The 25,055-nt window shown below is 41.0% G+C and carries 25 protein-coding genes; 10 read left to right on the forward strand and 15 right to left on the reverse strand.

Features of this window, described 5'->3' with window-relative positions; genetic code table 11:
* Window positions 1-92 precede the first annotated feature (92 nt).
* From hrpB to J2T13_RS24515, 10 genes are all read right to left on the reverse strand, one after another.
* Complete coding sequence (hrpB, locus tag J2T13_RS24470) at window positions 93-2,606, reverse strand: ATP-dependent helicase HrpB (RefSeq protein ID WP_429375130.1); 2,514 nt, start codon at window positions 2,604-2,606, stop codon at window positions 93-95.
* Window positions 2,607-2,828: 222 nt separating this feature from the next.
* Window positions 2,829-3,632 carry an SDR family oxidoreductase gene (locus J2T13_RS24475; RefSeq protein ID WP_429375131.1) on the reverse strand — a complete coding sequence of 268 codons (804 nt, stop codon included), beginning with the start codon at window positions 3,630-3,632 and terminating at the stop codon, window positions 2,829-2,831.
* Window positions 3,633-3,854: 222 nt separating this feature from the next.
* Entirely contained in the window at window positions 3,855-4,652 is a 798-nt protein-coding gene (locus J2T13_RS24480; protein WP_429375133.1) for a hypothetical protein, read from the reverse strand.
* A 14-nt stretch (window positions 4,653-4,666) separates the two neighbouring features.
* Window positions 4,667-5,422: a vWA domain-containing protein gene (locus tag J2T13_RS24485; protein WP_429375135.1), complete on the reverse strand. Its 756-nt coding sequence runs from the start codon at window positions 5,420-5,422 to the stop codon at window positions 4,667-4,669.
* A gap of 45 nt (window positions 5,423-5,467) precedes the next feature.
* Window positions 5,468-7,438 carry a hypothetical protein gene (locus tag J2T13_RS24490; RefSeq protein WP_429375180.1) on the reverse strand — a complete coding sequence of 657 codons (1,971 nt, stop codon included), beginning with the start codon at window positions 7,436-7,438 and terminating at the stop codon, window positions 5,468-5,470.
* Window positions 7,439-7,746: 308 nt separating this feature from the next.
* Window positions 7,747-8,034 carry a DUF4176 domain-containing protein gene (locus J2T13_RS24495; protein ID WP_429375137.1) on the reverse strand — a complete coding sequence of 96 codons (288 nt, stop codon included), beginning with the start codon at window positions 8,032-8,034 and terminating at the stop codon, window positions 7,747-7,749.
* A gap of 163 nt (window positions 8,035-8,197) precedes the next feature.
* The gene (locus J2T13_RS24500) at window positions 8,198-9,307 is read right to left on the reverse strand and encodes a hypothetical protein (protein ID WP_429375138.1); all 1,110 of its coding nucleotides are present in this window, start codon (window positions 9,305-9,307) and stop codon (window positions 8,198-8,200) included.
* Between the two features lie 21 nt (window positions 9,308-9,328).
* Window positions 9,329-10,144 carry a hypothetical protein gene (locus J2T13_RS24505; RefSeq protein WP_429375139.1) on the reverse strand — a complete coding sequence of 272 codons (816 nt, stop codon included), beginning with the start codon at window positions 10,142-10,144 and terminating at the stop codon, window positions 9,329-9,331.
* A 448-nt stretch (window positions 10,145-10,592) separates the two neighbouring features.
* Complete coding sequence (locus J2T13_RS24510) at window positions 10,593-10,802, reverse strand: hypothetical protein (RefSeq protein WP_429375140.1); 210 nt, start codon at window positions 10,800-10,802, stop codon at window positions 10,593-10,595.
* 419 nt (window positions 10,803-11,221) lie between these two features.
* Window positions 11,222-11,368 carry a hypothetical protein gene (locus J2T13_RS24515; RefSeq protein WP_429375141.1) on the reverse strand — a complete coding sequence of 49 codons (147 nt, stop codon included), beginning with the start codon at window positions 11,366-11,368 and terminating at the stop codon, window positions 11,222-11,224.
* A gap of 306 nt (window positions 11,369-11,674) precedes the next feature.
* Between J2T13_RS24515 and J2T13_RS24520 the strand changes: the two genes are divergently transcribed.
* Entirely contained in the window at window positions 11,675-11,914 is a 240-nt protein-coding gene (locus J2T13_RS24520) for a hypothetical protein (RefSeq protein WP_429375142.1), read from the forward strand.
* A gap of 89 nt (window positions 11,915-12,003) precedes the next feature.
* Here the strand turns inward: J2T13_RS24520 and J2T13_RS24525 are convergent, their stop codons facing one another.
* Window positions 12,004-12,147: a hypothetical protein gene (locus J2T13_RS24525; RefSeq protein ID WP_429375143.1), complete on the reverse strand. Its 144-nt coding sequence runs from the start codon at window positions 12,145-12,147 to the stop codon at window positions 12,004-12,006.
* Window positions 12,148-12,380: 233 nt separating this feature from the next.
* Here J2T13_RS24525 and J2T13_RS24530 point away from each other — a divergent pair, with 233 nt between their 5' ends.
* From J2T13_RS24530 to J2T13_RS24545, 4 genes are all read left to right on the forward strand, one after another.
* Window positions 12,381-12,701, forward strand: coding sequence for a PadR family transcriptional regulator (locus J2T13_RS24530; RefSeq protein WP_429375144.1), 321 nt, complete (start codon window positions 12,381-12,383; stop codon window positions 12,699-12,701).
* A gap of 1 nt (window position 12,702) precedes the next feature.
* On the forward strand, window positions 12,703-13,251 hold the full coding sequence (locus tag J2T13_RS24535; RefSeq protein ID WP_429375145.1) for a DUF1700 domain-containing protein: 549 nt from the start codon (window positions 12,703-12,705) through the stop codon (window positions 13,249-13,251).
* Window positions 13,248-14,096, forward strand: a complete 849-nt coding sequence (locus J2T13_RS24540) for a DUF4097 family beta strand repeat-containing protein (RefSeq protein ID WP_429375147.1) — start codon at window positions 13,248-13,250, stop codon at window positions 14,094-14,096. Before J2T13_RS24535 ends, J2T13_RS24540 begins: the two co-directional genes overlap by 4 nt.
* Before the next feature lie 140 nt (window positions 14,097-14,236).
* Entirely contained in the window at window positions 14,237-14,863 is a 627-nt protein-coding gene (locus tag J2T13_RS24545; protein WP_429375149.1) for an FMN-dependent NADH-azoreductase, read from the forward strand.
* 90 nt (window positions 14,864-14,953) lie between these two features.
* Here the strand turns inward: J2T13_RS24545 and J2T13_RS24550 are convergent, their stop codons facing one another.
* Window positions 14,954-15,385 (reverse strand): DUF1801 domain-containing protein, encoded by a 432-nt coding sequence (locus J2T13_RS24550; RefSeq protein WP_429375151.1) that lies wholly within the window; start codon window positions 15,383-15,385, stop codon window positions 14,954-14,956.
* Between the two features lie 37 nt (window positions 15,386-15,422).
* On the reverse strand, window positions 15,423-16,091 hold the full coding sequence (locus tag J2T13_RS24555) for an HAD family hydrolase (protein WP_429375153.1): 669 nt from the start codon (window positions 16,089-16,091) through the stop codon (window positions 15,423-15,425).
* Between the two features lie 175 nt (window positions 16,092-16,266).
* Between J2T13_RS24555 and J2T13_RS24560 the strand changes: the two genes are divergently transcribed.
* Entirely contained in the window at window positions 16,267-17,244 is a 978-nt protein-coding gene (locus tag J2T13_RS24560) for a YpdA family putative bacillithiol disulfide reductase (RefSeq protein WP_429375155.1), read from the forward strand.
* Between the two features lie 16 nt (window positions 17,245-17,260).
* A complete protein-coding gene (locus J2T13_RS24565) occupies window positions 17,261-17,704 on the forward strand; it encodes a DUF441 domain-containing protein (RefSeq protein ID WP_429375156.1) in 444 nt (147 codons plus the stop codon).
* A 123-nt stretch (window positions 17,705-17,827) separates the two neighbouring features.
* Here J2T13_RS24565 and J2T13_RS24570 read toward each other — a convergent pair whose 3' ends face one another.
* Complete coding sequence (locus J2T13_RS24570; RefSeq protein ID WP_429375158.1) at window positions 17,828-19,576, reverse strand: ABC transporter ATP-binding protein; 1,749 nt, start codon at window positions 19,574-19,576, stop codon at window positions 17,828-17,830.
* 127 nt (window positions 19,577-19,703) lie between these two features.
* Here J2T13_RS24570 and J2T13_RS24575 point away from each other — a divergent pair, with 127 nt between their 5' ends.
* Window positions 19,704-20,243 carry an ADP-heptose synthase gene (locus tag J2T13_RS24575; protein ID WP_429375160.1) on the forward strand — a complete coding sequence of 180 codons (540 nt, stop codon included), beginning with the start codon at window positions 19,704-19,706 and terminating at the stop codon, window positions 20,241-20,243.
* A gap of 31 nt (window positions 20,244-20,274) precedes the next feature.
* On the opposite strand, the gene J2T13_RS24580 is transcribed toward J2T13_RS24575, so the two are convergent.
* Window positions 20,275-20,586, reverse strand: a complete 312-nt coding sequence (locus J2T13_RS24580) for a HesB/YadR/YfhF family protein (protein WP_429375161.1) — start codon at window positions 20,584-20,586, stop codon at window positions 20,275-20,277.
* A gap of 520 nt (window positions 20,587-21,106) precedes the next feature.
* On the opposite strand from J2T13_RS24580, the gene J2T13_RS24585 reads away from it, so the two are divergent.
* Both J2T13_RS24585 and J2T13_RS24590 read left to right on the forward strand, forming a co-directional pair.
* Complete coding sequence (locus J2T13_RS24585; RefSeq protein WP_429375163.1) at window positions 21,107-22,852, forward strand: ABC transporter ATP-binding protein; 1,746 nt, start codon at window positions 21,107-21,109, stop codon at window positions 22,850-22,852.
* A gap of 62 nt (window positions 22,853-22,914) precedes the next feature.
* On the forward strand, window positions 22,915-24,954 hold the full coding sequence (locus tag J2T13_RS24590) for an ABC transporter ATP-binding protein (RefSeq protein ID WP_429375182.1): 2,040 nt from the start codon (window positions 22,915-22,917) through the stop codon (window positions 24,952-24,954).
* Window positions 24,955-25,055 lie beyond the last annotated feature (101 nt).

Raw genomic sequence — 25,055 nt, forward strand, 5'->3', positions numbered from 1 at the left:
AAGCGAGGTGTTTTTGTCAATACGGATAAATTTATTGATTTCTTCTTACGGTCTTAAGGGTTTAAGCTGATAATCCAGCTGCGAAAGTTGAGTTACTTATGTTGCTGTGGCTTTGCTCGCCGAGTTGGCGTCGCTTCAAGTGGATCGTCTGGCCAATAATGTTTAGGGTAACGTCCCTTTAAATCTTTCTTCACCTCAAAATAGGCATCCTTCCAGAAACTTGCAAGATCTGCTGTCACTTGCACGGGGCGCTGTGCTGGTGACAACAAGTGGAGCGTAAGCCGCTTAGACCCGCCAGCAATCCGCGGAGTCTCCGAAAGACCGAACATTTCTTGCAACCTAACAGATACAACAGGCATATGGGGATCACTATAATCTATCGGTATTCTTGATCCGCTTGGCACCACCATATGCGTCGGTGCTTCCATATCAAGCTGTCGACGTTGCTCCCATGTCAGACTTTGTTGTAACACTTCAATTAAGTTTAAACGTTGCAGATCGTTACGGTTCTTCATGCCATAAATCGAGGGTAATAACCATTCTTCCAGTGTATCTAAGAGAGCTTCCTCAGTAACATTAGGCCATTCGTTTCCATCTGCTGTATACATGAATTGTAGACGTTGTTTATATTGATTAGCAGCTTTATTCCATGGCAATAACGTAAGACCCTCCAACTTGATTCCCATGAGTAGTACGCGTGCAATATCCTCAGGTAACGGCCTCAATAGTGGCTGTTCACGCATAACAACAGCACCAAGCATAAGCCTCTTTCTAGCTTTGACACCGTGGAGTTCTCGATCCCATATGACGTGATCGTGTTCTATTATATGAGAGGCGTGATATTGATGTAGGAACTCCTCTGTTAGCCATGCTCCCATCATAATTCCACCCTCGACACCCTTGTCATCTACAACGGCCGCTACAATATAATCTGATCTGCTGAGTGGTTGACTTGATGTTAACTCGACTCCGCGTCCATTGGTAAGAAGAAATCTACCCTGCCCTCTGTTCTGTCCGATTCTATCCGGGTAAGCAAAGGATAATAGCAATCCGCACCATTCTGTATACTCATTTACCTCACCTTGAATATGTAGAATAGATTGTAAATTACGACTTTCTTGTACAATACGACGCATACTTGTTATGTCTATCGAGGGATCCGAGATATCCGGCATCCCTTCCCATTCCCATCGTAGGATCGTATCCATTCTTATGGTTATATCGCAGTCTTGCATCGCCTTATTTCCACGGTAAGGGTCCCTCTCTTGTAGCAGTGCTGCCAACCTGCAAGCTAACGGGCCGCATTCGAGCTTTATCGACTCGAGAATCATATGAGCTAGACGGGGATGCATTCCGAGACGCACCATTTGACGACCGTAAGCCGTAATATGACCTTCTGGACTTAATGCACCTAACCTCTGTAACAGTTCCACGCCCCGTCGAAAGTCCTGGGCTGACGGAACGTCAAGCCAGTTCAAATGATGGGGATCATGAACACCCCACATCGCTAGCTCTAGTACAAGGGGTGCAAGGTCACTTCCAATAATTTCAGGCGTGCTAGCATCTTTTAGAAAACCATGTTCTTCTTGACTCCATAGCCTGTAACACCAACCTTCTTCTGTACGTCCAGCTCTCCCCTTCCTTTGATCTGCCGCTGCTTTAGACACCTTCACCGTCTTTAAGTGAGACATCCCGCTACGAGGGGAAAAGGCTTCCGTTCTCATCAGACCACTATCTATGACTACTCTTACACCTTCAATCGTTAGACTTGTTTCCGCAATCGAGGTAGCTAACACGATTTTACGTCGTCCATCAGGTTCAGGTTGTAACGCAGCATCCTGTTCTACGAGTGGTAATTGTCCATATAGAACTCTAATGACCGCATTACTTGGCACTGTGCTAGATTTAAGTAGACGTGCTACTCTCCTTATTTCACGAACACCTGGTAGAAATACAAGAATATGACCCTGATGATTGGTTAAGCAATTTAGAATCACTGAAGTTACGGATTTCTCCAGTAATGAATTCGCCGTTTGAGGACAATAACAGGTTTCCACGGAAAATTGACGCCCGGGACAATGAATAATCGGAGCATCATGAAGCAACGCAGCAACGGGTGCTGCCTCCATCGTAGCTGACATGATAAGTATTCTTAAATCTTCTCTCAGCATCTCTTGTGATTCCAAGGCAAGCGCCAGCCCTAAATCCCCATGTATATTTCGTTCATGAAATTCATCAAATATAAGCATCCCTACATCCGTGAGCGCTTGATCATGTTGCAACATGCGGGTCAGAATTCCTTCGGTAACAACCTCAATTCGGGTTGACTTGGAAGTTTTACTATCCATTCTTACCCGATAGCCAACCGTTTCTCCTACATTTTCTCCAAGCTGTTTCGCCATGAATTGTGCAGCAGAACGCGCAGCTAGACGCCGTGGTTCTAACATGATAATTTTCTTACCCTCAAGCCAGGACTCCCCTAGTAAAGCTAACGGTACTTGCGTTGTCTTTCCAGCCCCCGGTTCTGCTATGAGCACTGCGGAAGATTGATCAATCAATATATTTCTTAATTGCGGTAATATTTGTACAATAGGTAGTCTCTGCATCTCATCTTCTCCATATGATCTTCATCACGAATTATATAATCTATTACTCTCATTATAGTAGGAAGACCCATGTTGTCCACTCTAGGTTGAATTCACCTATATTATTCAACCCTATTGCTCTGAAATACAAGAATGGCAGTTCAAGGTGTGTTATCCCTGAACTGCCATTCTTGTATTTTATCTACTCGTTACGATTTGCCGTTCTTCTAACATTCCTTCTCATTAGCATAAAAGTGATTCAGCGCCATCAATAAACATCTCTGTACCTGTAATATGTGCTGCCTCATTGGAGGCAAGGAAGGTGACCAGGTCTGCAACATGGTCTGGATGTCCAGGAGCGTTCGCAAGGGGCTGACGTCCTTCAGGGAACTCCATCGGAATAACAATGTCTTTAAGCTGGTCTGTTTTTTGCGTACTCTGATCAATGTTTGTGGCGATTGCACCTGGACAAATCACGTTAACACGAATTTTATATTTAGCTAGCTCTAGTGCAGCCATCTTAGCAAAAGCTACTTGCCCCGCTTTAGATGTACTATATGCAGCCATTCCAAAACTTGAAAACGTGCGATTTCCGTTAATAGAACTAGTGATGATAACGCTCCCCCCATTTTTCTTAAGGTGTGGAATCGTATATTTAATGGTTAAAAAGGTACCGTTTAAATTGACGTTGATCGTCTTTTCCCAATCCTCTATCTTCAAATCTTCAATGGGCGAAAGAACACCATTAATCCCCGCATTCGCGAATACAATGTCTATCCCTCCGAATAATTCTACCGTTTCAAGTACGGCTTTCTCTACTCGTTCTGTATTCGAAGTATCCACGTCAAATGCACGTGCAGCCCCTTTTCGCATCCTATTTATTTCATTTTCCGTCTCCATGGTTCGATCATCCTTTAGATCGAATAATGCCACGTTGGCTCCTTGCTGAGCTAGCTTGATAGCTGTGGCTCTTCCAATCCCTGAACCAGCACCTGTTATAATCGCTGTTTTTCCTTCAAATCGTTGGATGATTTGTCCTTCGCCCATATATATCTCTCCTTTTATTAACCATGGATGTAAATTTAGTTATTCAATCGATTTAGAGCCTCAATCTGTAGTAGCATGTATCTCAAGATTACCCAAAAAGTAGGGATGCTTAATCACTAACTCAAAAATATATTTGTAAGTTAATCTATGTACAAGAAGAAGCCAAATAGACCGACTACATAGTCGGTCTATTGCTGTACTTATCTGATTTCGTACGAACCCTCACCAATGAAGTTCTAAAAAAGCCGCATCATCTGTAAGTCCATGGGTATGTGGCGATTCAAATAGAATTTGGATCTGTTCATCAGGAAGCCGTTCACGTATAGGATCTAGATCATGTAGTCCATCGGTATATAGCTGAAGTCTCATGGGTACTCCATACTCTAAGCGACTTTGATATACATGTGGAGCACTACCTAATGCACCTTGAGCTGATGACCAGCGTTCCTTCGTCTCCATAGTTCTTTGAAAATACTCACTGACCTCTTCATCATCACGCCAAAATCTCAACCGACAGTCCCCTTGCCAAGCCATCCATATTCTCCCTACTTTTTGCGTAGAGGTAGGTAACTCTATTCGACCGCATATATACATCGTATGACTTCCCAGTCGCCGTTTTTCTGTCAGTACCTCTTTTAGAAGTGTTGGTAAATCATCTGGAATGTCAATTAGATTTAATTCTTCCGTGGCTGATCTGGTCAAGCCCTGCATGTATGTTCCAAACCCAACAGAAGACCAATCATTCGTGGTATCCAACCAATCCAACAGAGTATTTCCAACAAATCTTGAAGCAAAATCTCCCTGATAACTCATACCCACACCATCACATAATACAAAGTTACACACATCACCTGCTATATGTACACCAACGAAATCCTGGCCCTTTTCACCATGAGTAGCCGTTTCTATTGCACGTCCATAACCATAGCGGCAATTGATAATACCCTCATAGGCTGAAACGATTTGGTCTTCGGCCTGCGAACTAACATAACGAAAATTATCTAAATATTGTAAATTCATTTTCCCTACCCCCCTTATGCCCTTACCGGTGTGGCTGCAGACATCTGAAATCCAATCGATACTAATTCTGAGTGACTGCCTGGCAACATCATTATGGCACCTGAGCAAAGTAGATAATCAGATTCAACTAACATTTCACGATAACTTTCTGGTAATACTGAAGACATCCTGCGTAATTTAACAGCATGTTCATCCCGTAGTGTTGTATCTGGTAGAATCCCCTTCCATCTATGGGGTTGTGTAATAGGTTCTTCTAGCATGTGATCCGAAATAAAAATATGTTCTACCAGTACATTTCCATCTGGCACACTCATCTCCATAATCCGTTTCGCTATAGGTTCAGGATCTTCGCCTGTTGCTACACCATCAGTCATATGGCAAATCAGTGGGGCTGGGCAATCCTGCATATGGGGTAATTCTGCCTGCAATATGCGTTCTGCTTGCAGAAACGCTTTAGCCGAATCGGAGAAACGTACCGGTGTTAAATCAGGTAATGACCCTGCAGCGGCAATTTCATCAATTCCTTTTATACCATTAAGAAGATCATAAACATCATCACTATACGTAAGTATAGCAATCCGATACCTCGGCGCCAGCCTATTCCCCTTCGTAGAGCGAAATACCATCTGTCTAAGCGCTAAAGAGAGCGCATCATAGACAATATCAATTCTACGTTTGTTATCCATTAACATGTTCATAGACGCGCTGATATCGATTAGATAAATAATTAATGCCGGCGTTCGCTGAGAAGCTTGAATCGTATAGTTCATGATGGATTCCGTTCACCCCTAAGCTCTATTTGTATCATCATTATCTTAGATGTCTGGTAATTTATAATCTTGATTACTCAATAATTTATAAATACTTGATGCACGTTTACTGACTTTCCCGACCGTCTTATAATACGATGCGTCTTTCTCGTAACGGCTTATGAACTCAAGTGCATATTCCTTCGCTTTAGACTTATTACCTGCCGTTATTGCGTTATATGCTTGATTATACGAAGCAATCAGCTTTACAACATTCTGAGCTCTACTCTTTCTTAACTCTTGAGCACGGGCCGCTTGCTCTTTCTCGGCCTTGGCTGTCGCCAACCGCTGCTCCGCATCACGTTCTTGTTGCGCTTGTAGTTCTTTTGTCCTTTGAGCTTCCTGCTCTTGTTGGTCAGCCAATTTCTGTTTTGCAAGCTTTTGCTGTTCTAGATAAGCATCGTATTTAGCCTGTTTATCATATTTAGTCTGTAGTTCCTTACGTTCTTCTTCCTTTTTGAGAGCTTCCTCTTCTTTCAGTTGTGCCGCGGATAACTTGGCTTCAGCAACTTTCTTCTCTTTCTCCGCCCTTGTCTTCTCTTCCGCTTCTTCCTTCTTACGAGCTTCCTCCACCTTCATTGCCTCTTCTACCTTCGTTGCTTCTTCTAACCTTGTAGCCTCTGCTGTCTGTTTCTCCGATTCTAGCTGAGCCTTCTTGTGTTCTTCTTCATTCTGAACGGATAGAAGATAGTTCACGGTCAGTCCAGCACCAGCTAGCAGAATAAGCGCTGCTACTATACTCATTATGAACTTTCTCGAACGCCAAAAGGTTCCTTTTACAGACTCATCGTTTGAAGAAGGATTTAGTTGTTCGTCTAATTCACGAATAGCAGCTGTTAATTCAATCTTCATTGGAGAATCCACATGTACAAAGTGATAAGCTGAACGATAAACTTCTAGTGCACCGCTTAAATTCCCCTTATTCTCCATCAATCTAGCTTGATCAAAAAGTTTCTGTACGACACTCTCATCCACCACAAGTTCACTTGATTCAGGTTCTAAGTCAACCATAGGAATCTTAGCCGTATTCTGTACAGGTATTTCTTCAGGAACTGAAGAGATTGCAACAAGCCACTCACCAAACGTCGGGCAACTGCTTAAATCTTGACTATCCCAGGCTCGACTAAATAGTTCCGCAACATTAGTCCCCCAATTCTGTTCTAATGATCGTTTAAGAAGACCGTATCGTTCACATGGATTCTGCATTTCACGCTGGTCGAAGTAACTTTCTCCCCAGGCTGCATTGATAATATGAGGGTCACACCAACCTAGCATCTCTGACATAATAATTGCGCCCGCGAATCGATCCGCATATGCACTCCATAAACCGCTAGTTACCGTTCGATGAGCTGCATAACCAGCAGAACCAGCAAGGAGTACTTCGGGCCGATCAAGCTTAGGGCTATACATCTGTTCAACATCAACAAGTTCTATCGGTGAGCTACCTTCGAGCAGATCAGCATCAGAGAAGTACGGCAACATCACATTCGGTGCAGAAAGATCACAATGGGATAACCCTCTTTGTTCCATTCCTGAGCCGATGGCTGCTAACGCCTTGGATAGAATCAAGCTTTCCTTCCGAAGAAGTACCCGCTGTTCTGTAATAATATCAAACCATGTGGAGCCGTAAATCCATGGCATAAAAACAGCGTATAACAGTGCAGGATGTGCAGCAATTAACTCCCCATTCTTCTCAGGAGTCAGCACGTCACGATGACAGACCTTCAAGCCTGGGTTGGTACTGAAGCTCTCCATATTATCAGATTGATATACCATAGCTGGAATACGGAATTTAGGAAAAAACACTTTCAGTGCTTTAGCTTCATGAATTGTTCCATCCACTGGAATCAGTTGATATACAATCCCCTGTCTCCCTGCTTGTGCATACACAATACCTGGGGCTACAGGATGTTGTCCTACGATGTAGGCCGCTCCGTTAATGAATAATTCATCACCCGGATTCGGCTGAAAAGACATGGTCATCACTCTCTCTTTGCATGATCAATAAAAGGGTCTATGTAATAATTGCTTTAACTAAGAAATATCAGAAGTATAATAGTAAACTTATACTTTTTGATATTTCAAGAAAACCGGGAGTAATGATTACGCCCGGTTTTCTTAACTGTAATACATATTAGAAAAATATAATTTTTATTAACTAGTTTGGTCAACAGTACGGATTTTAGTTGAAATCGCAGTCCATTCTTGGGTAATACTATTTAAAGTTTGTTTATACTATAATTATAGTCCCATAATTTCCGGTTCTTGTCCTGATTCTAAATACCCTACTCTTCAACCGATGAAACATTTTCTAATAATCTTTGAAAATCTTTCTCTTCATCATTTATATAACCCACGTATTTCACCACTTCAATATCTTCGTGGTTGAATAAAAATGAGTAATCTGGGTCAATATAGCCTTCTGGAAACACTACCCCTAAATAGTCATAGACCTTGTTCGAATCTATATGTACCTGTTTACGACCATAAACCATTAGTTTCTTATAGGCTCCCTTTAATAAGACTACGGATCCTAATGGAAGCAATCCCTTGTATTGTTCCTCGTTTCCCATAATATGTCCATCCCTCTCGATTGATAATATGCAAGTGATTAGTATAGATGAGACAATTGAGACAACCTTATGATTAGAGACTTATTCCATTTCCTACAATAAAACTATCCGATAACAAAATAACTCCTAGTCATTAGAATAGCTATTCACAGTAATCGCATCTTTATGAGAACATTTTAGTAAGAGCGCCTACTCTTACGTTAACTCTTGTCACTATTTTACTTGCTCCTCGGGAGATCGTATCTACAGTACCTGATACCGCTTCTGCAGCTTGGCTTGCTGAATCGCTAATTTCGTCTACCACTCTTGCTACACTAACCATACCATCTATGACCCTATCAACGTCTTCGAAAGCATGTGTTTTAAGAGATTTACCATTAATATTTATTTCCGTTACAGCAGACATAGCGACACCAACAGCTGCAGCAATCGATTCATTGCCTACCCACGTTCCTAACCCCACCCCACTGCTAACAATCATGCTAGCTGTTGACCTCTCTGTATCAACCTGTTGGTAATCATTGTAACCTTCCACTCCAGTATCAAATAAACGTCCTGCATATCCTAATTTAACGCCTACTTCCTTGAAAGTGAAAACTTCTTTAGCTGCAAACTTAGGATCTATGAACTTATATACCTGTGGATTCTGAGCTGCATTGGTTAACGTATAAAGCGTGCCTCGTAACCTTCTTTCTTCCGTACCTAATGGAGAACGAGAGCCCTCTTTGGTAGCAACCTCACCCTGATTTCTCAAATTTACATGAAGGCCCCTTTTTAGCATAGTTTCGATCATCAGACTACCATAGCCTAATGTACTCCAGCCCATAGCTGAGGGACCTTCCCAATTACATCCGAATTCTGTATCCTGCCTCATACCTTCACCAACAATAGCTACCACAGATGTACTTGGATTGGAAACAACATTCCATTCTTGTCCAAAACCAGACAATAGTGGTGAATGCTTCTTCTGATCTAAGCCAAACATTGCTACGAGGGAAGGATTAGGGTTGGTTGAATTATGAAAATTTGAGACCATTTCGTCATCCACGGTCTGGAATTGATCAACCTTAACCTGTAGTGTATTTGCCATCTCCATGAGAACAGAGACAATCTGTTCACCCTGTAAGTTTACTAGTCCCCACTTGTTCATAATGATCTCAAGCGTTGCTGCATCATAAACATGCGAACCCATTGCCTGATTGAGCTGCTGCCCACTTTGCTGTAGTTGACGAATTAATGCCCGGAGTGTATCCGGTACAACAGAATTCCGCATGGCTTATCACCTTCCGTCAGATTATGCAGACTGCTTCAGCCAACCAAGCAGCATATCTTGAAACTGCTTCTTACTCATAGGACTAGCAATAATCCAATCCTGATCCTGTTCCATACTCTTACGAATTAACCAGTTCATAGAATCATTCGCAAGAAATGCAGCGCTTTGCGTTTCCCACTTCTGACCATCCCACACTGACAAGTTCATTTCACCTTCAAGTGAACGAAATTGTAAGCACTTTGCTAAGGCTATCGACCCTTCCACATCATCTGTAGCCTCAGCAAGCTGATCACATAACGTTTCGAGATCAACACTTAATGCATTCTCATATAGCTCATTAAACTTATGCTGGGAAAAGAATAACGCTGGCACTTCTGTAGGAAATCCCTCTTTGAAGCCTAGTTCATCAACCAGTTGGTTGCATACATCATCTACAGTCCCTAACTCATCTAATCTGTAGCATGAAGAATTAGGTTCACACTTACATACTTGAACAACTCGTTCATTAGTTACATGCAGATAACCTTCAAAGGTCTCACCATGATGACTATATTTCAACCAGCATGAACGTTCTGACAATCCGGCAATGGCTACTCTAGAAAACACTACAGGCAGCATGGATAACTCCATCTCATTCTCATCCTGGACCAGATAACCTTTATTACATAGGGCGGCTTTAACCGCTTCCCATTCCTCAGCGATTTCTTCCGCTAAATACCCCCGAAAGGGATCCTCTATTCCTAATAAACGATCAGAACCTAAAATCCCTGCTAAGAAAAAAAACTCCTTAGCTTCTAGGGTAATCGTATCATGCTCACAAGTATGAATCGTCAACATTATGAGCTACCTCCCCTCAAACGACAACATGCCATCGGTCACATATTTCATTTATCCAGCGATCTTTATTCCATTGAATATTATATGGATTGCGCCTTTCCCCCTAATACACTTTCTCTTTATATAGTAACCTTGTCCTGATGGAAGGACTTTTAGCCCCCTGATCTTTGAGCCAATCTCGCAAACGGTATTCGAAAGAACGACAATTCATTAGGTTCCAAAGTCCCGAACAAACCCACTCAGGCAAGATTTCACATCAATAACTAATTCATGCCACGCTTCATTACATAATACTAATCTTATGAAGTAGAAGCACGCCCTTCTTTCCCTCCAAATAATTCCTATAAGTCCTTTTCCGGTAATGGAGTATCACTGGGACAGCTTCCCCCATAATGACTGCTATGATTCTTGATAGTCTCGAAACAAATCTCAGAAATCACCATGATTATCATGAAACCGTCTTAACTTGATTTAACGTACAAGCTATTAGTTTCTCCCGATCTTTATCTAGTTCTGCTAGGTACATTTGTTCACGTTCTGCTACCTTCACAACATACTTCTTTTTATTTCCGATATAGATAAAAAAGGGCAATATATAGGACAACAGCATCATGACGATCGTTATCATTTGAAAGATAATAAAGTTACTATTACCCATCTTGCCTGAGAGATTCATATAAATGTTGAATCCTTCAGTGCCGTGACCCTGGTCATCACCATTGGCAAAATAATAGATATCATGGAGAAGGAGGGTTCGTGGGCTCGTCTGGAGGTCGGAGTATTTCCATATGTTCTTCTATTAGTGTTGGTTTGATTCTCGGCCAGCGTTGATATAACACATTCACGAAAAGTCAGCCCCTTGTTTGGTTTACGATCTCTTATGTATGTCGCTACATCAACATGATTAACTTCACATATTTATGATTAAATCAAAATCCTTCTACCAAATACCGATGCTTCTTCTGACGTGGTTGAGATAAACAATAGACTCGAATTAAACATTCATCGAAGAGTCCTACTTCTGTCATATGTAGTGAGTGATTCATAGTAAACCACAACCTTCAGGAAATTCACCTTCTAATATGTATCAAACTTACTCGGCGACTCTCTATAAATCACAACACCTGATAAGTTTTCAAGTTGACTTAAGAGGCAATCCTCTGGTACTTCAATATCAAACCAATCACGATCCTGATGTTCAACTTCCACTGTCAAAATCATCATTCATATATTTCCTGTAATCATAATTCATGCAAATTTTCTGTTATATTAATGTATCATTCATGTAAAAGGCAGTCAATTTACCTCATTTTATAGAATAATAATATGTTAACCCTGATCTTCCTACATTATTGAAACTTTTACTCGCGCTATCCGTTATACTACAAAGAATATTTAAAAGATCGTGTTCACGGGTTGGACATAGTCTTCATAAATATGAATACTTCACCTAGTTATAATCTAATTTTAAGGAAGTTTTAATAATCGTTGTTTATTATGTAATAAATAACACGAATTGGGGTGTTTCCTATGACCATGTTAATCAGTTTCCAGAATAAATTGGTACCTGTATACTTTAGTACAGACAGTAAACAACCTGTACAAAAAACAATGAAATTACTTAGCAACACGCTAGAAATCAAAATCCAGAATGGAAAAAGAGCGTTGAAGAAATGCTTGAATTCACTTATAAGTATTGAAATTGAAGGATCAGAAGCTATCCTTCATAGTAAAAGCGAGAATGATACACTTGCACTTTCCCTCTATTAAGAGGGTTTTTTTTGCCTACTAATCTAGTATTGAGGAAGAAAACAAAGAGGATCATCTGATGATCCTCTTTGTTTTCTTCCTCAATATCATTAATCTGGTCCTGCCCTATACCTGATTTCCTCAACCTTTTGTGCTTGACGAATTCTGATCTTGAACAATTCCAATAGATTAGCGTGTGTTTGACTCTCATGGCAACTGTCCAGTTTCTTCAGAATAAAACGATCGATGGACATGCCTATCCTCTCCTTTTAAAAATGATGGTATAAGGAACGATTTACCAATTCATCTTCACTATCTCTTAACCCAGTTAACCTTTTGTTAATCAAAGTGAGTTCTTATTAATCACCAATCCAGTATATTGCATTATTCACTACTGCATGATAAACTGAATTTATCCAATACTGATTAATGTTCAGTACTGAACATAGTCAACTCTGAATAACATACGGAATGGGGCGATACCACTTTGAATGTAAGTGTACAGTTTAAAAAAGGCGTTCTTGAGTTCTGTGTCCTCGTCCTCATCAAGCGCAAAGATCAGTATGGATATGAGTTAGCACAATCTGTATCCAAACATATTGAAGTTGCTGAGGGTGCTCTCTACCCCTTGCTGCGTAGACTGGTCAACGATGGATACTGCACAACGTATTTACAGGAATCAACAGAAGGTCCGCCACGTAAATATTACCGAATAACATTAAGTGGGGAATCGTATATGACTGAAATGGTTGCGGAATGGAACTCCTTTGTACAGAATGTGGCTAATTTAATTGAGGAAGGAAGCTAACATGAATAAAAATCAGTTTCTATCTACATTACATCATCATCTTGCATCGCTTGCAGCGGAAGAAAGAAATGAACTCATGGCGGATTATGAATCTCACTTCATCGATGGACTTCAGAATGGAAAGACAGAAGCTCAAATTGCTAGCGAACTGGGTGATCCCATTGAATTAGCCAAAGAGGTTGTCGGCGATCGTACAACTACAGCACCACCTATAGCAAGACAATCATCAATAACACGTAACCTATTTGTTTATGTCGGACTCTTTTTTGTGAATATTATCATAGGGCCTATCCTTATCGCACTTTGGGCGGGATGGATTGGTATAAGTGCAGGCGCACTGGGCGGACTTCTTTCCCCACTATTATTAATAGCAGAGTATGCCATCAATCATGTCTTCTTCGTCTCTAAACTGTTCGCCTCTATAGCTATGATGGGTGTTGGTATTTGGATCTTCATCTTAGCTAAATTCACACTAATCGGATTACTTTCAATCACTAGATTATATGGACTATGGAATGCTAAAGTCGCAAGAGGAGGAGACACGACATGAGTAAGAAATGGCTTGGGCTTGGATTTATTGGTTTAGTCCTTCTTATTATAGGATTTGTGGGGATGGTATTTAATCGTTTTGACTTTGGAGATGACCTAACCGTCTACAACAAGAAATGGATCTTTGAAGCGAATACACTCCATACATTAAATCTTAACAGTGACTACTCAGCAGAAGTGAACTTCATAGAAAGTACAGATGGCACCGACTCCATCACCTTGGACGGACCCCTAGCGAATAACACCATTGCGTCCATAGACCAAGCAGAGCTAAAGAATGGCACCTTCGATATGAACCTCACAGATGAGGACACCATTAATTTCATTAATATCTCGTTCCAATCGGGAGAACTTAAAATGACTGTAGCCTTAAGCGATGCCAAGCAACTACAAGATGTTTCTATGCAATTCAATTCAGATAATGCAGATATCAACAATTTAACGGCTAAAAATACTACTATAATAACACGTTCAGGAAATTTATCCCTTGAGTCAATTACCTCTGAGCAATTACTAATTGATGTAAAGTCCGGTAATATAACAGGACGTAAAATTCAAGGTAATTCTAGCGTAACAGCATCTTCTGGAGAGATAAGAATTGATGAATTAAGTGGAAACAGTACAATAAGTGCTCGTTCAGGTAACATCCGAATCACTCAAAAGGGGGCTAACTCCCTTGATATTACGGCAAATTCAGGTAATGTCACATTAACGCCAGATGTAAACTTTGCAGGTACCTTTGATCTAAAGGCTAATTCTGGCGACATACAATCTCCAGACTCTTTAAGACAAACCGATGATCTTATTAAGATCCGGACTCATTCTGGTAATATCACCGTAAATTAAAATCACTCCACATACATCAATGACGCTTAGTCTATTACTGAAAAACACTGTAACAAATGTGTTGACAGATACAATGTATGAAACTATACTAATGTAAGTAAATAGATTAAAGTACTTTACAGAACAGGAGCTAATACATCATGTCTAACGTTTTATTTATTAAAGCTAATAACCGTCCTATTGAAATGTCCGTAAGTGTTAAGCTATACCACGCATTCTTGGATAGCTACAAACAATCGCATCCGAACGATCAAATTGAGGAACTTGATTTGTTTGTTGAGAATCTTCCTTATTACGATAATACGGCTATCATGGGGCTCTTTAAAGTAGCCAATGGTATGGAGTTAACACCAGAAGAACAACTAGCAGCTGACAATGTATTAAAATATTTGAACCAATTTCTTGCAGCTGACAAAGTTGTGTTTGCCTTCCCACTATGGAATATGAGTGTACCTGCTGTACTTCATACTTACATTGATTACCTTAACCAAGCAGGTAAAACATTTAAATATACGGCTGAAGGTGTTGTTGGACTAGTAACAGACACCAAAGTAGCGATTCTTAATGCTAGCGGTGGCATTTACTCCGAAGGTCCTGCAGCTGCTGCTGAAATGTCCGTTAACTTTATTAAGAACAACATGAACCAATTCGGTGTTAAAGATCTAACTACAGTTATTATTGAAGGACATAATCAATTACCAGATCAAGCAGCAGATATTATTGCAGCTGGATTGAAGACAGCAACGGAAACCGCTGTAAGCTTCTAATTCACCATTCATTCTTAAATACACCCCTTAGAAGACATTGGAAGACCCAACAAGGTTTAAGCCATGAACTTCTAAGGGGTGTATTTTTATCTAGATGCTTTGATTATTTGGATAAGTTTCTTTCAGAAACACGAGTGATTCGTTTATTAACGCTTTTAGAACATCAACATTAATATCTACTACTTTATTGATGTACACACATGCTTTTCCTGTCGTATGTTTGCCAAAATCCTTTAACCATTCCAGTCGTTTTGTATCCCCCGTCGCAAAATACAGACTTATTTTAGCCTTTCGAGGTGAAAATCCCACTAACGGTGCATCACCCTCGTGACCGGACTCATATTTGTAATGATATGTACCAAATCCAATAATACTTGGCCCCCACATCTTGGCAATATACCCCGTCGTTTCAGTAAAAATGTCTAATAATTTATATGCATCTTCACGCTTCTTGGGACTTTCAACGTTTTCTATAAATTCAATGACACTGCTGTCAGTCACTTTGGTTTTTAGTTCGTACATCCTTAGAGTTCCTCCTTTTTTCATTTTATTTAACCCGTTATAGGATCTCCACTAGCTCATTTAACTCATGAATGATTCTCCACGGTTTCACATTTAGTTCATCATCCCATAGATGGTTTCTACGAAGCCAGATACCTCGAATTCCAATTTGGTTAGGACCCCAAATATCATTACGTGGATGATCACCTATGAATACGGCTTGATCTGCTGTAACTCCCAATTGATCTAGTGCCATTTGATAAATTTGTGGAGCCGGTTTCTGTATCCCCGTATCCTCAGAGATGACAATCGTATGGAAATGCTCATTCAGTTGTAGCTTGTCTATCTTTTCTCGCTGAATATGATGTTTCCCATTCGTAATGATCCCCATGACATAACCACGCTGTTTGCAGTGTATTAGGGCTTCTTCCACATAGGCCATTCGGCTGGCATGACTCATATAATGCTCGTTATAATATTGTTCAATGTCCATAGCCGAGAGTCCATTCTCCCATGGCAGTACATTTACTAACTCTTGAAAAAATTGTTGTTTGTTCCGATACCCATCAGCATCTCTAACTTTCATATCGACTACAATCTCGGCCTGGATTGTTGCAACCAGATGACTCAGATGCTCTGTTACAAATTGCTCGGAAAATTTGCGGAATGTATCATCCCTATCCATTAATGTATTATCCAGATCGAAAATAACAGCTCTAAGATCCATCTCTGCACTCCTTTTACACTTTAGCTTTATTTAGTTCTTCAAAGTTTCAGTATATCAGACAAATCGGTATATGGATCATTAACTTTCATGAATCAACCTCTCATTTCTGGCATTTCCATAATAATTGGAGTAGGATTATATTGTTTAATGCATACGCAACTAAGGAGGTTTCATCATGCAAGATGTGATCATTATTGGAGCAGGTCCCTGCGGTCTGTCAGCAGCTATAGAATGCAACCGCCGTGGACTGTCAACACATATTATCGAGAAGCACCATATTGTCCGTTCCATCTACTTATATCCTACATACATGCAGTTCTTCAGCACCGCTGAGCTGTTGGAGATTGGGGATATTCCATTTACAACACCCAACGATAAGCCATTTAGGCATGAGGCACTTTCTTACTATCGGAAAGTGGCATCACATTATCAATTAAACATTACCTCCTATGAAGAAGCCTACTCCATTGAAAAGCATGACGGACTCTTCACCGTTCATACGCGAGACCGGCGCGGACAGGAGCTGCACCATGAAGCACGTCAGGTGGTTATAGCTACTGGTTATTTCGATCATCCTAACTATATCGGTATTCCTGGGGAAGATCTTCCTAAAGTAACTCACTATTTCCGTGAGGCACACCCTTATACGGGTACCCAGGTGACCATCATTGGAGGAAGCAACTCCGCTGTAGATGCTGCGATGGAACTTATCCGTGTAGGCGCAGAGGTCACGATGGTTTACCGAGGTGAGACGATCTCGAACAATATTAAACCTTGGGTTCGACCGATCTTTGAAGGGCTAGTTAAAAAAGGGAACATCCTTCTTCATTTGAACGCTAGAGTCACTGAGATTAGAATCGATTCCGTTGTTGTGACAACGAATGATGGGCAAGAATCGATCGTTGACAATGATTTTGTCTTAGCACTTACAGGTTTCCACCCTGACAGACAACTGCTAGCGTCCTCAGGTGTACAACTAGACGGTGATATGGAGAAACCGGTATTCAATCCCGATACTATGGAAAGCACTGTCCCTGGACTGTATGTGGCTGGTGTTATTGCATCAGGAAGTAATGCGAATGAAGTGTTCATCGAGTCGGGTCGTTGGCATGGCCGACTAATCGCTGAACATATTCGACCTTTGTCAAGCTAAGGAGATGATCAAGGCCATGGATATTACTTCACTGATCTTGTTAGCAATAGCCGCGTTAGGGGTCATTAGCAGTAATGCAGCCATTACCATCGCGATGACTGTATTGCTGCTACTCAGAGTTACCCACTTCACGCAAGCCTTTCCGTGGTTAGAGAAATACGGGCTAACGATCGGTATTATTATCCTCACCGTAGGAGTTATGTCCCCCCTAGCTAGTGGTAAACTGAGCCTACCCACAATCACCAGCTCATTCTTAAACTGGCAATCCTTACTTGCGATAGCCGTAGGAATGCTTGTTGCTTACCTTGGTGGGCGTGGTGCGACACTTATGGTCAGCAACCCTACGATCGTTGCAGGTCTTCTCATTGGCACCGTGCTAGGGGTCGCCTTGTTCCGCGGAGTTCCTGTAGGACCTCTAATCGCTGCCGGTATCCTGTCCCTACTTCTCGGTAAGTCTTAAGTTTTACTGAACATCATTAGAGACCCATCTTTAACTTATATATATCAAGAGCCAGACGATGGATTATCCTTCGTCTGGTTCTTTGTTATTTCATCTAAAAGTAACCTTAACCCTTAGAACAACTTAGGCATCTAAATTCTGAACATTATACAGCCTTGCATAACTACCATCAAGCTCAATTAATTCCTGATGATTACCACTTTCGGTAATGCTCCCATTCTCCAGTACAACAATAACATCGGCATGAGTAATGGTCGATAAACGATGCGCCACAATTAAGGTGGTCCGATTAGAGGAAAGAGTCTGTAAAGATTGTTGGATTAGGTGTTCTGACTCTAAATCTAGTGCTGAGGTTGCTTCATCCAGAATCAGGATATCAGGATTCTTCAGAAATACGCGAGCTATAGCTAAACGCTGCTTTTGCCCACCCGATAATTTAACGCCTCGCTCTCCAATTTCGGTATCATACCCCTTTGGAAGGTTCATAATGAACTCGTGCGCATTGGCTGCGATAGCCGCAGATTTAATCTCTTTGTCATCCGCTTGTGGATTGCCAAGCATAATATTATCCCTCACAGATCCACTGAATAAGAAATTATCCTGAAGAACCATACCGATGCTACTTCGTAAGCTTTCTTGGGTAAGCTCACGAACATCAAAGCCATTGACTTGAAGACTCCCCTCTTGAATATCATAGAATCTCGGTATTAAGCTAATAAGTGAAGACTTACCTCCCCCACTCATACCCACAAAAGCCACCGTTTCTCCTGCCTTAATCTCTAGATTAATATCATTCAGAATCCAGCCTTCTTGATCGTTATATTTAAAATACACATGGTCAAATTTAATATGTTTCGCTGGGCCCTCTAATGTCTTAGCATCTGGAGAATCTACAATATCATAGGGTTCATCCATCAGCTCCATTACTCTTTCGAGTGAAGCTGACGCCTGTGTCAACGTTGTTGAAGAATTAATCAGGCGTCTTAACGGCGCATATAATCGATCTAAATATCCGAAGAAAGCTACGAAAGTTCCTAACGTTAGATCGCCTTGAATGACTCGATATCCTCCATATCCTATAACTAGAATCGGTGCAATATCCGTTAGCGTATTAATAACTGCAAAAGTCATAGCATTCCAGCGAGTTTGCGCCATCGCCTTATTAAGAAAATTTCCGTTAATTCCTTCAAATTGGTGTTGATCGTATTTCTCAAGTGTGAAGCTACGAATGACAGAGATTCCTTGGATTCTTTCGTGCAAGTACGCTTGGATACCCGCAAGTGCTTGTGATCGGTCTTTACTTAGCTGTTTAAGCCTTTTATATAGAACCTTCACCGCAATCGCATACAGAGGGAGAATGGCTATGGAGACTAACGCTAACATTGGATTAAGAAAGAACATTACCACTAATACAATGACTAGCGTAAACATATCTAACCATATATTCATCATGCCTACTTCAACAATATTTTTGGTCTGCTCAACATCATTCATGAACCGGGATATCGCTTCCCCGACCTTCGTATTCTGGTAATATTTAAGTGAAAGTTTTTGCAAATGAGCATATAATTTATTCCGTAAATCGAACAATATTCGACTTGTAATAAACTGGGCGAAATACTGCCTGTAATACTCGACAGGACCTCTTACAACGATAAACAAGACCAAAGTCCCACCCAGAATGAGCATTAACTGTGACGTTTTCTCCTGCAAACTAAGGATTGAGCTCGTCAATAAATCATCGACTACATATTTCATAATCATAGGTAAGGTTAGTGGAATCGTAAATTTAATCATACCAATAATCAGTGTCAGTATAATCCATTTTTTGTACGGTTTAATAAATTTATAATAGGCTCTCCATTGATTCAAGCTTACACTTCCCTTTTTAGGATCTAATACACCTTACTTTAAAATACTGTTCAACTTATCTTTACAGAGTTGACTTTTCCCTCCTACAATGGTTTCATATTTCTAAGTCAGATTCAGGAGGAAGTACATGTCCAGACAATTTATAATGGAGGCAGCAATGCTCGCCATTTACGGTGAATTGCTACAACCGTCAAGTCACGTTGAATATATTATTCCATATACAAGTATCATGGAGTTATACGAACTACAGAATAGCTCCGAATTGATTATGAGTAATAGCGAGGATGACCAGCATGTTAAGAACCAAATGAAGGAACTAACCGTCTATTTAGAACAGCCCCTTAACCAAAAAAAAATAGAACGTGCGCTTATCATTCCTTGGGCTAAAAGTGCGGCTATTCCTCTCGGAGAATTAACAACCATTACAGTGATCAATGCTCATGATAATGAAGCCTACGGTGAGTCCTTTGACCCAGTAGAAACCGAACTCTTATTAATCTCACAACGTGAACACCTTCCCCTCCTCACAGATCAATTCGAACTGATTGAGCGGATTATTGAAGGTGGTGTACAAGTACAGGTATATGATATTGAAGATTTTCAATTTGCGATGGAAGAAAATGTATTCAACCAGACACAATCAAAAACTCCTTTCCTCACGGAATAGGAGTTTTTGATGTTATTTTACCCAAAATTTATTACTTCGAGCTTACTTCTTCAACTTCCTCATATATATATTCAATATCATCGAGTGGCTCTAAATAATTCACAATGAGATCATATCCTCTTAAATACCAAAGATCTTGATCTTCTATATAAAAATGAATCTGTTCCATATGTTGGTTAATTCCAACCTCACGAGGCTGTTCTACGGAAATCCCTAGCGAAAACCCGGGATGGAGTCCTCCACCTGAGCTATAACGTGGAAAGAAACGAACAGCGTCTCCATCTTTCAAATTCAGTTCCTTAACATACCAACGTGCAGCCTCACTGCTGATGCGAATATTCATTAGTGCCAACTCCTTTATGCATAATCAAATCTTGCTTTGAACTCTATCATACCTGAACCTAAGCAAAAAATACAGATTTCTACGGATTACTTTAACTGCCTTGACATATCCAAAGCTTGAATTGCCTCAAAAATAAAAATTGACAGTTTAGGAAGCACGGTGTTAGAATTCTTAGCATACAAGAATCCAATTGGATTTAATTTCCTAAGAAAGGGTGAGTAAAGTGTTTAATACTATATTCCTGCTGATTGATCTCGAAGCAATTCATCAATTTACTGGACTACAACAATTGAATACTGGAGTAACCCTGCTGGTGGAAACTTTCTAACAAGAAAGCAATTGTGCATCTTGGACCCTTTATAAGTAAATCCTACCATGTTCCTACGGTTGCTCTTCAATAACCGTACGCATGATAACTCTAGAAGACATATCGTCCGTTCACGGATGGTGTGTCTTTTTTTCTGTTTAAAATGGGTCTCAGAGGTCGCCAGCAGGTTCTAATTGAAAGGAAGTGAGTGTTTTGTTTTCTGTTCTTAAAAAATTGGGATGGTTTTTTCGTCAAGAAAAAAAGCGCTACATGATTGGTTTGTTCATGCTAATTGTATGCGGAATTGGCGAGCTACTCCCTCCACGTTTACTTGGAAATGCGATTGATGATATTGTGACAGGCTCGATTACAGGTACCTCACTGGCCGTATATATCCTTTCCATTGTTATCATTCTAATCGTTATCTATATTATCACTTACATATGGATGCACAGGCTCTTCGGTGGTGCCAACCTTGTGGAACGCATTCTCCGTTCACGATATATGAATCATTTACTCGGCATGACACCTCCGTTCTTTGAACGGAATCGTACGGGTGATCTAATGGCAAGGGCAACAAATGACCTTCGTTCAGTATCGGCTACAGCAGGTTTCGGTATGTTAGTTATGACAGATTCAACGATTTATTTACTCGTCATTTTGTTTGCAATGGGTTTTCTGGTCAGTTGGCAGCTCACTTTAGCTGCTATTATCCCCCTTCCATTCATCGCTATAGCGATGAAGATTTACGGTAAAATCATTCACGAACGTTACTCTTTAGCACAGGATGCTTTTGGTGATATGAATGACCAAGTGCTGGAATCGGTTGCAGGGGTTCGTGTTATTCGTGCGTATGTTCAAGAAAGATCAGATCAAGAACGTTTTCAGAAGATCACCGATGATGTATATCGCAAAAATATGCATGTCACCAAACTTGATGCTTTATTCGAGCCAACGATTCGCCTTTGTGTAGGACTTAGTTATGTGATTGGTCTAGCTTATGGGATTTATCTCGTATTCAAGAATGAGATTACGCTTGGAGATCTTGTCTCGTTCAACATGTACCTTGGAATGATGATCTGGCCTATGTTCGCTATTGGAGAACTTATTAATATTATGCAACGCGGAAGTGCGTCACTAGATCGTGTTGACGAAATTCTATCCGTTGTTCCTGATGTTAATGATGTCCCTCATCCTATTCATGTAGATAAACCTGAAACGATTGAGCTACGAGATATCACCTTCCGTTACCCAACTTCAACGGTCGATAATCTAAAGCATATTCAGTTCACCATGCAAAAAGGAGAGACACTCGGTATCGTTGGACGTACCGGAAGTGGGAAATCGACCTTGCTTAAGCAATTGCTTCATGAATATCCAACAGGAAGCGGTCAATTGCTCATATCTGGAATTCCGATTGAGAATATTGCGAAGGATCAACTATATAGTTGGATGGGATATGTTCCTCAAGAGCAGATTCTATTCTCTAAGTCTGTGAGACAGAATATTCAGTTCGGACTGAAAGATGCAAGTGATGACCTCATTATGGAGGCTATCGCTACAGCAGCGTTTGAGAACGACCTAGTTACTTTGTCTGATGGTCTAGATACGCTAGTTGGGGAAAAAGGTGTAGCCCTCTCAGGTGGGCAAAAGCAACGTGTTGCATTGGCTAGAGCTTTCATTGGTAATCCTGAAATCCTTATTCTTGATGATGCGCTATCCGCGGTAGATGCCAGAACAGAAGCTCGAATTATTGAGAATATTAGGCTCAAACGAGCTGGCAAAACGACCTTAATTTCTACCCACCGTTTATCAGCTGTGGAGCACGCGGACTGGATTCTCGTGCTGGAACAAGGAAGTATCATCGAAGAAGGAACACATATAGATTTGTTAGCCCAAGGTGGCTGGTATAGGGAACAATACGAACGTCAACAAGTTGAGAATAAACTTACGACTTAAGGTGGTGTCTTAAATTGAATATCGGTAAACGCTTGTTCCATTATGCTCTGACCGCGAAAGCGATGTTTATTGCCGCGATTATTACGTTGTGTATCGGTGTAGCGGCAGAGCTAGCGGGACCTTTTATAGCCAAGGCCATGATCGATGATCATATGCTTGGCATTGAACAACCCTTTTTTGAGACAGCTGCTTCTGATTCCTTTGGGGCTGTCCCCTATGAAGGTCATTACTATAAACGCGGTGATCGATTCGCTGAGGATGAGCCTAAGGGGAATGAAATTCGCATTCTTCAGCAGGGACGTAGCTTCTACTTTATTAATCAGCCCGTTGAAGTATCCGCTGGCAAAAAGAGCTATACAGAGGGTCAATTAACGATTACAAATGGATCGATTCAGAATTCATACCCTGCTCAAGCTTTAACAGCAGATCAGCTATTTACCTTCTATAAGCCTGAAATTCCGGGCATTATGAAGCTAGTCGGATTATATCTTATTCTATTAGTGGTTACGATTTTTACTGAATTTGGTAAAACATATTGGCTGCAATCATCTGCAAACAAGGTTATTCAGAAACTACGTACGGATGTGTACGCTCATATACAGCGACTACCTGTACACTTCTTCGATAATTTACCTGCAGGTAAGGTGGTATCTCGGATTACGAATGACACAGAAGCTGTCAAGGATTTGTTCGTAGCCGTCCTTGCTAACTTTAGCTCTGGTATTGTCTATATTGCAGGTGTTTATGTCGCCCTGTTCATGCTCGATGTCCAATTGGGGCTTGTATGCCTCTTTATTATTCCGATCTTATTCATTTGGATCTATTTGTACCGAAAATTTGCAACGAAATTCAATACCATTATCCGTTCACGTTTAAGTGAGATAAACGCAATCATCAATGAGTCTATTCAAGGCATGTCGATTATTCGTATCTTTAGACGTCAGAAACAGACCAATGAAGAATTCGAGGCCCTTAATCAAGATTACATGAAGTACCAGAATAAGATGCTTAATCTTAACGCCTGGACAACACATAACCTTGTTAATGTTCTGCGGAGCTTGTCATTTGCAGTATTACTAGCCTATTTCGGATTCGGATCATTAAGTGGGGCTAATGCCGTGTCACTCGGTGTGTTGTATGCTTTTGTAGATGTATTAGGCCGACTATTTCAGCCCATCACAGGCATGGTAAATCAACTTGCCGCACTCGACTCCTCGATGGTTTCAGCTGGTAGAGTGTTTGAATTGATGGATGAAGAAGGCGAAGCAGTGACGGATGGCCAAATGCCCCGTTACAAAGGGAATGTTGAATTCAAAGATGTATCTTTTGCTTACAAGAAAGACTATGTTCTCAAAAATATATCTTTTGAAGCGAAGCAAGGACAGACCATTGCACTCGTAGGTCATACCGGTTCAGGTAAAAGTTCGATCATTAATCTTCTCTTCCGCTTCTATGATCCACAAAAAGGTACCATTACGGTAGATGGCCAAGAAGTGAAGAGTATACCGAAGCAGTGGCTCCGCCACCATATGGGGATTGTACTTCAAGACCCCTATCTCTTCACAGGTACTGTGGCATCTAACGTTAGCCTAGGCGATGAGAAAATCACCCGCGAGCAGATTGAGAAGGCACTTCGTGATGTTGGGGCCGAAAGAATTCTTGCCCATCTTCCACAAGGATTCGATGAGCCCGTCGTAGAGAAAGGTAGTACACTTTCTGCCGGTCAACGTCAACTCATCTCATTTGCCCGTGCGCTCGCATTCGATCCAGCGATTCTGATCTTGGATGAAGCTACCGCTAATATTGATACAGAAACAGAGAGTATCATACAGTCGGCTCTCGAAGTTCTGAAGAAAGGTCGGACGACATTCATTATCGCCCATCGGCTCTCCACCATCCGCAGTGCAGATCAAATCCTAGTCTTGCACCGTGGCGAAATTGTTGAGAGAGGTAGTCATGATCAATTATTAAAGATTGGCGGCAGATACCATCAGCTATATCAGTTACAACAAGGTAATACCTTGGCAACACCCGCTACATCTGAACGATTAGAAGTAGTTACATCTGTTCAAGGTCAGCCCCTCCCTGGTGGGATAGTATAAAGAAATAGTAAACATCTGGAGTTCCCCCCTCCTCTTATTTAAATAGCCAAGACCCTCATTCCTATTGTGGAATGAGGGTCTTGGCTTACTATAGACAAAAG

The sequence above is a fragment of the Paenibacillus sp. DS2015 genome, assembly GCF_050433705.1.
Classification (GTDB): domain Bacteria; phylum Bacillota; class Bacilli; order Paenibacillales; family Paenibacillaceae; genus Paenibacillus_AQ.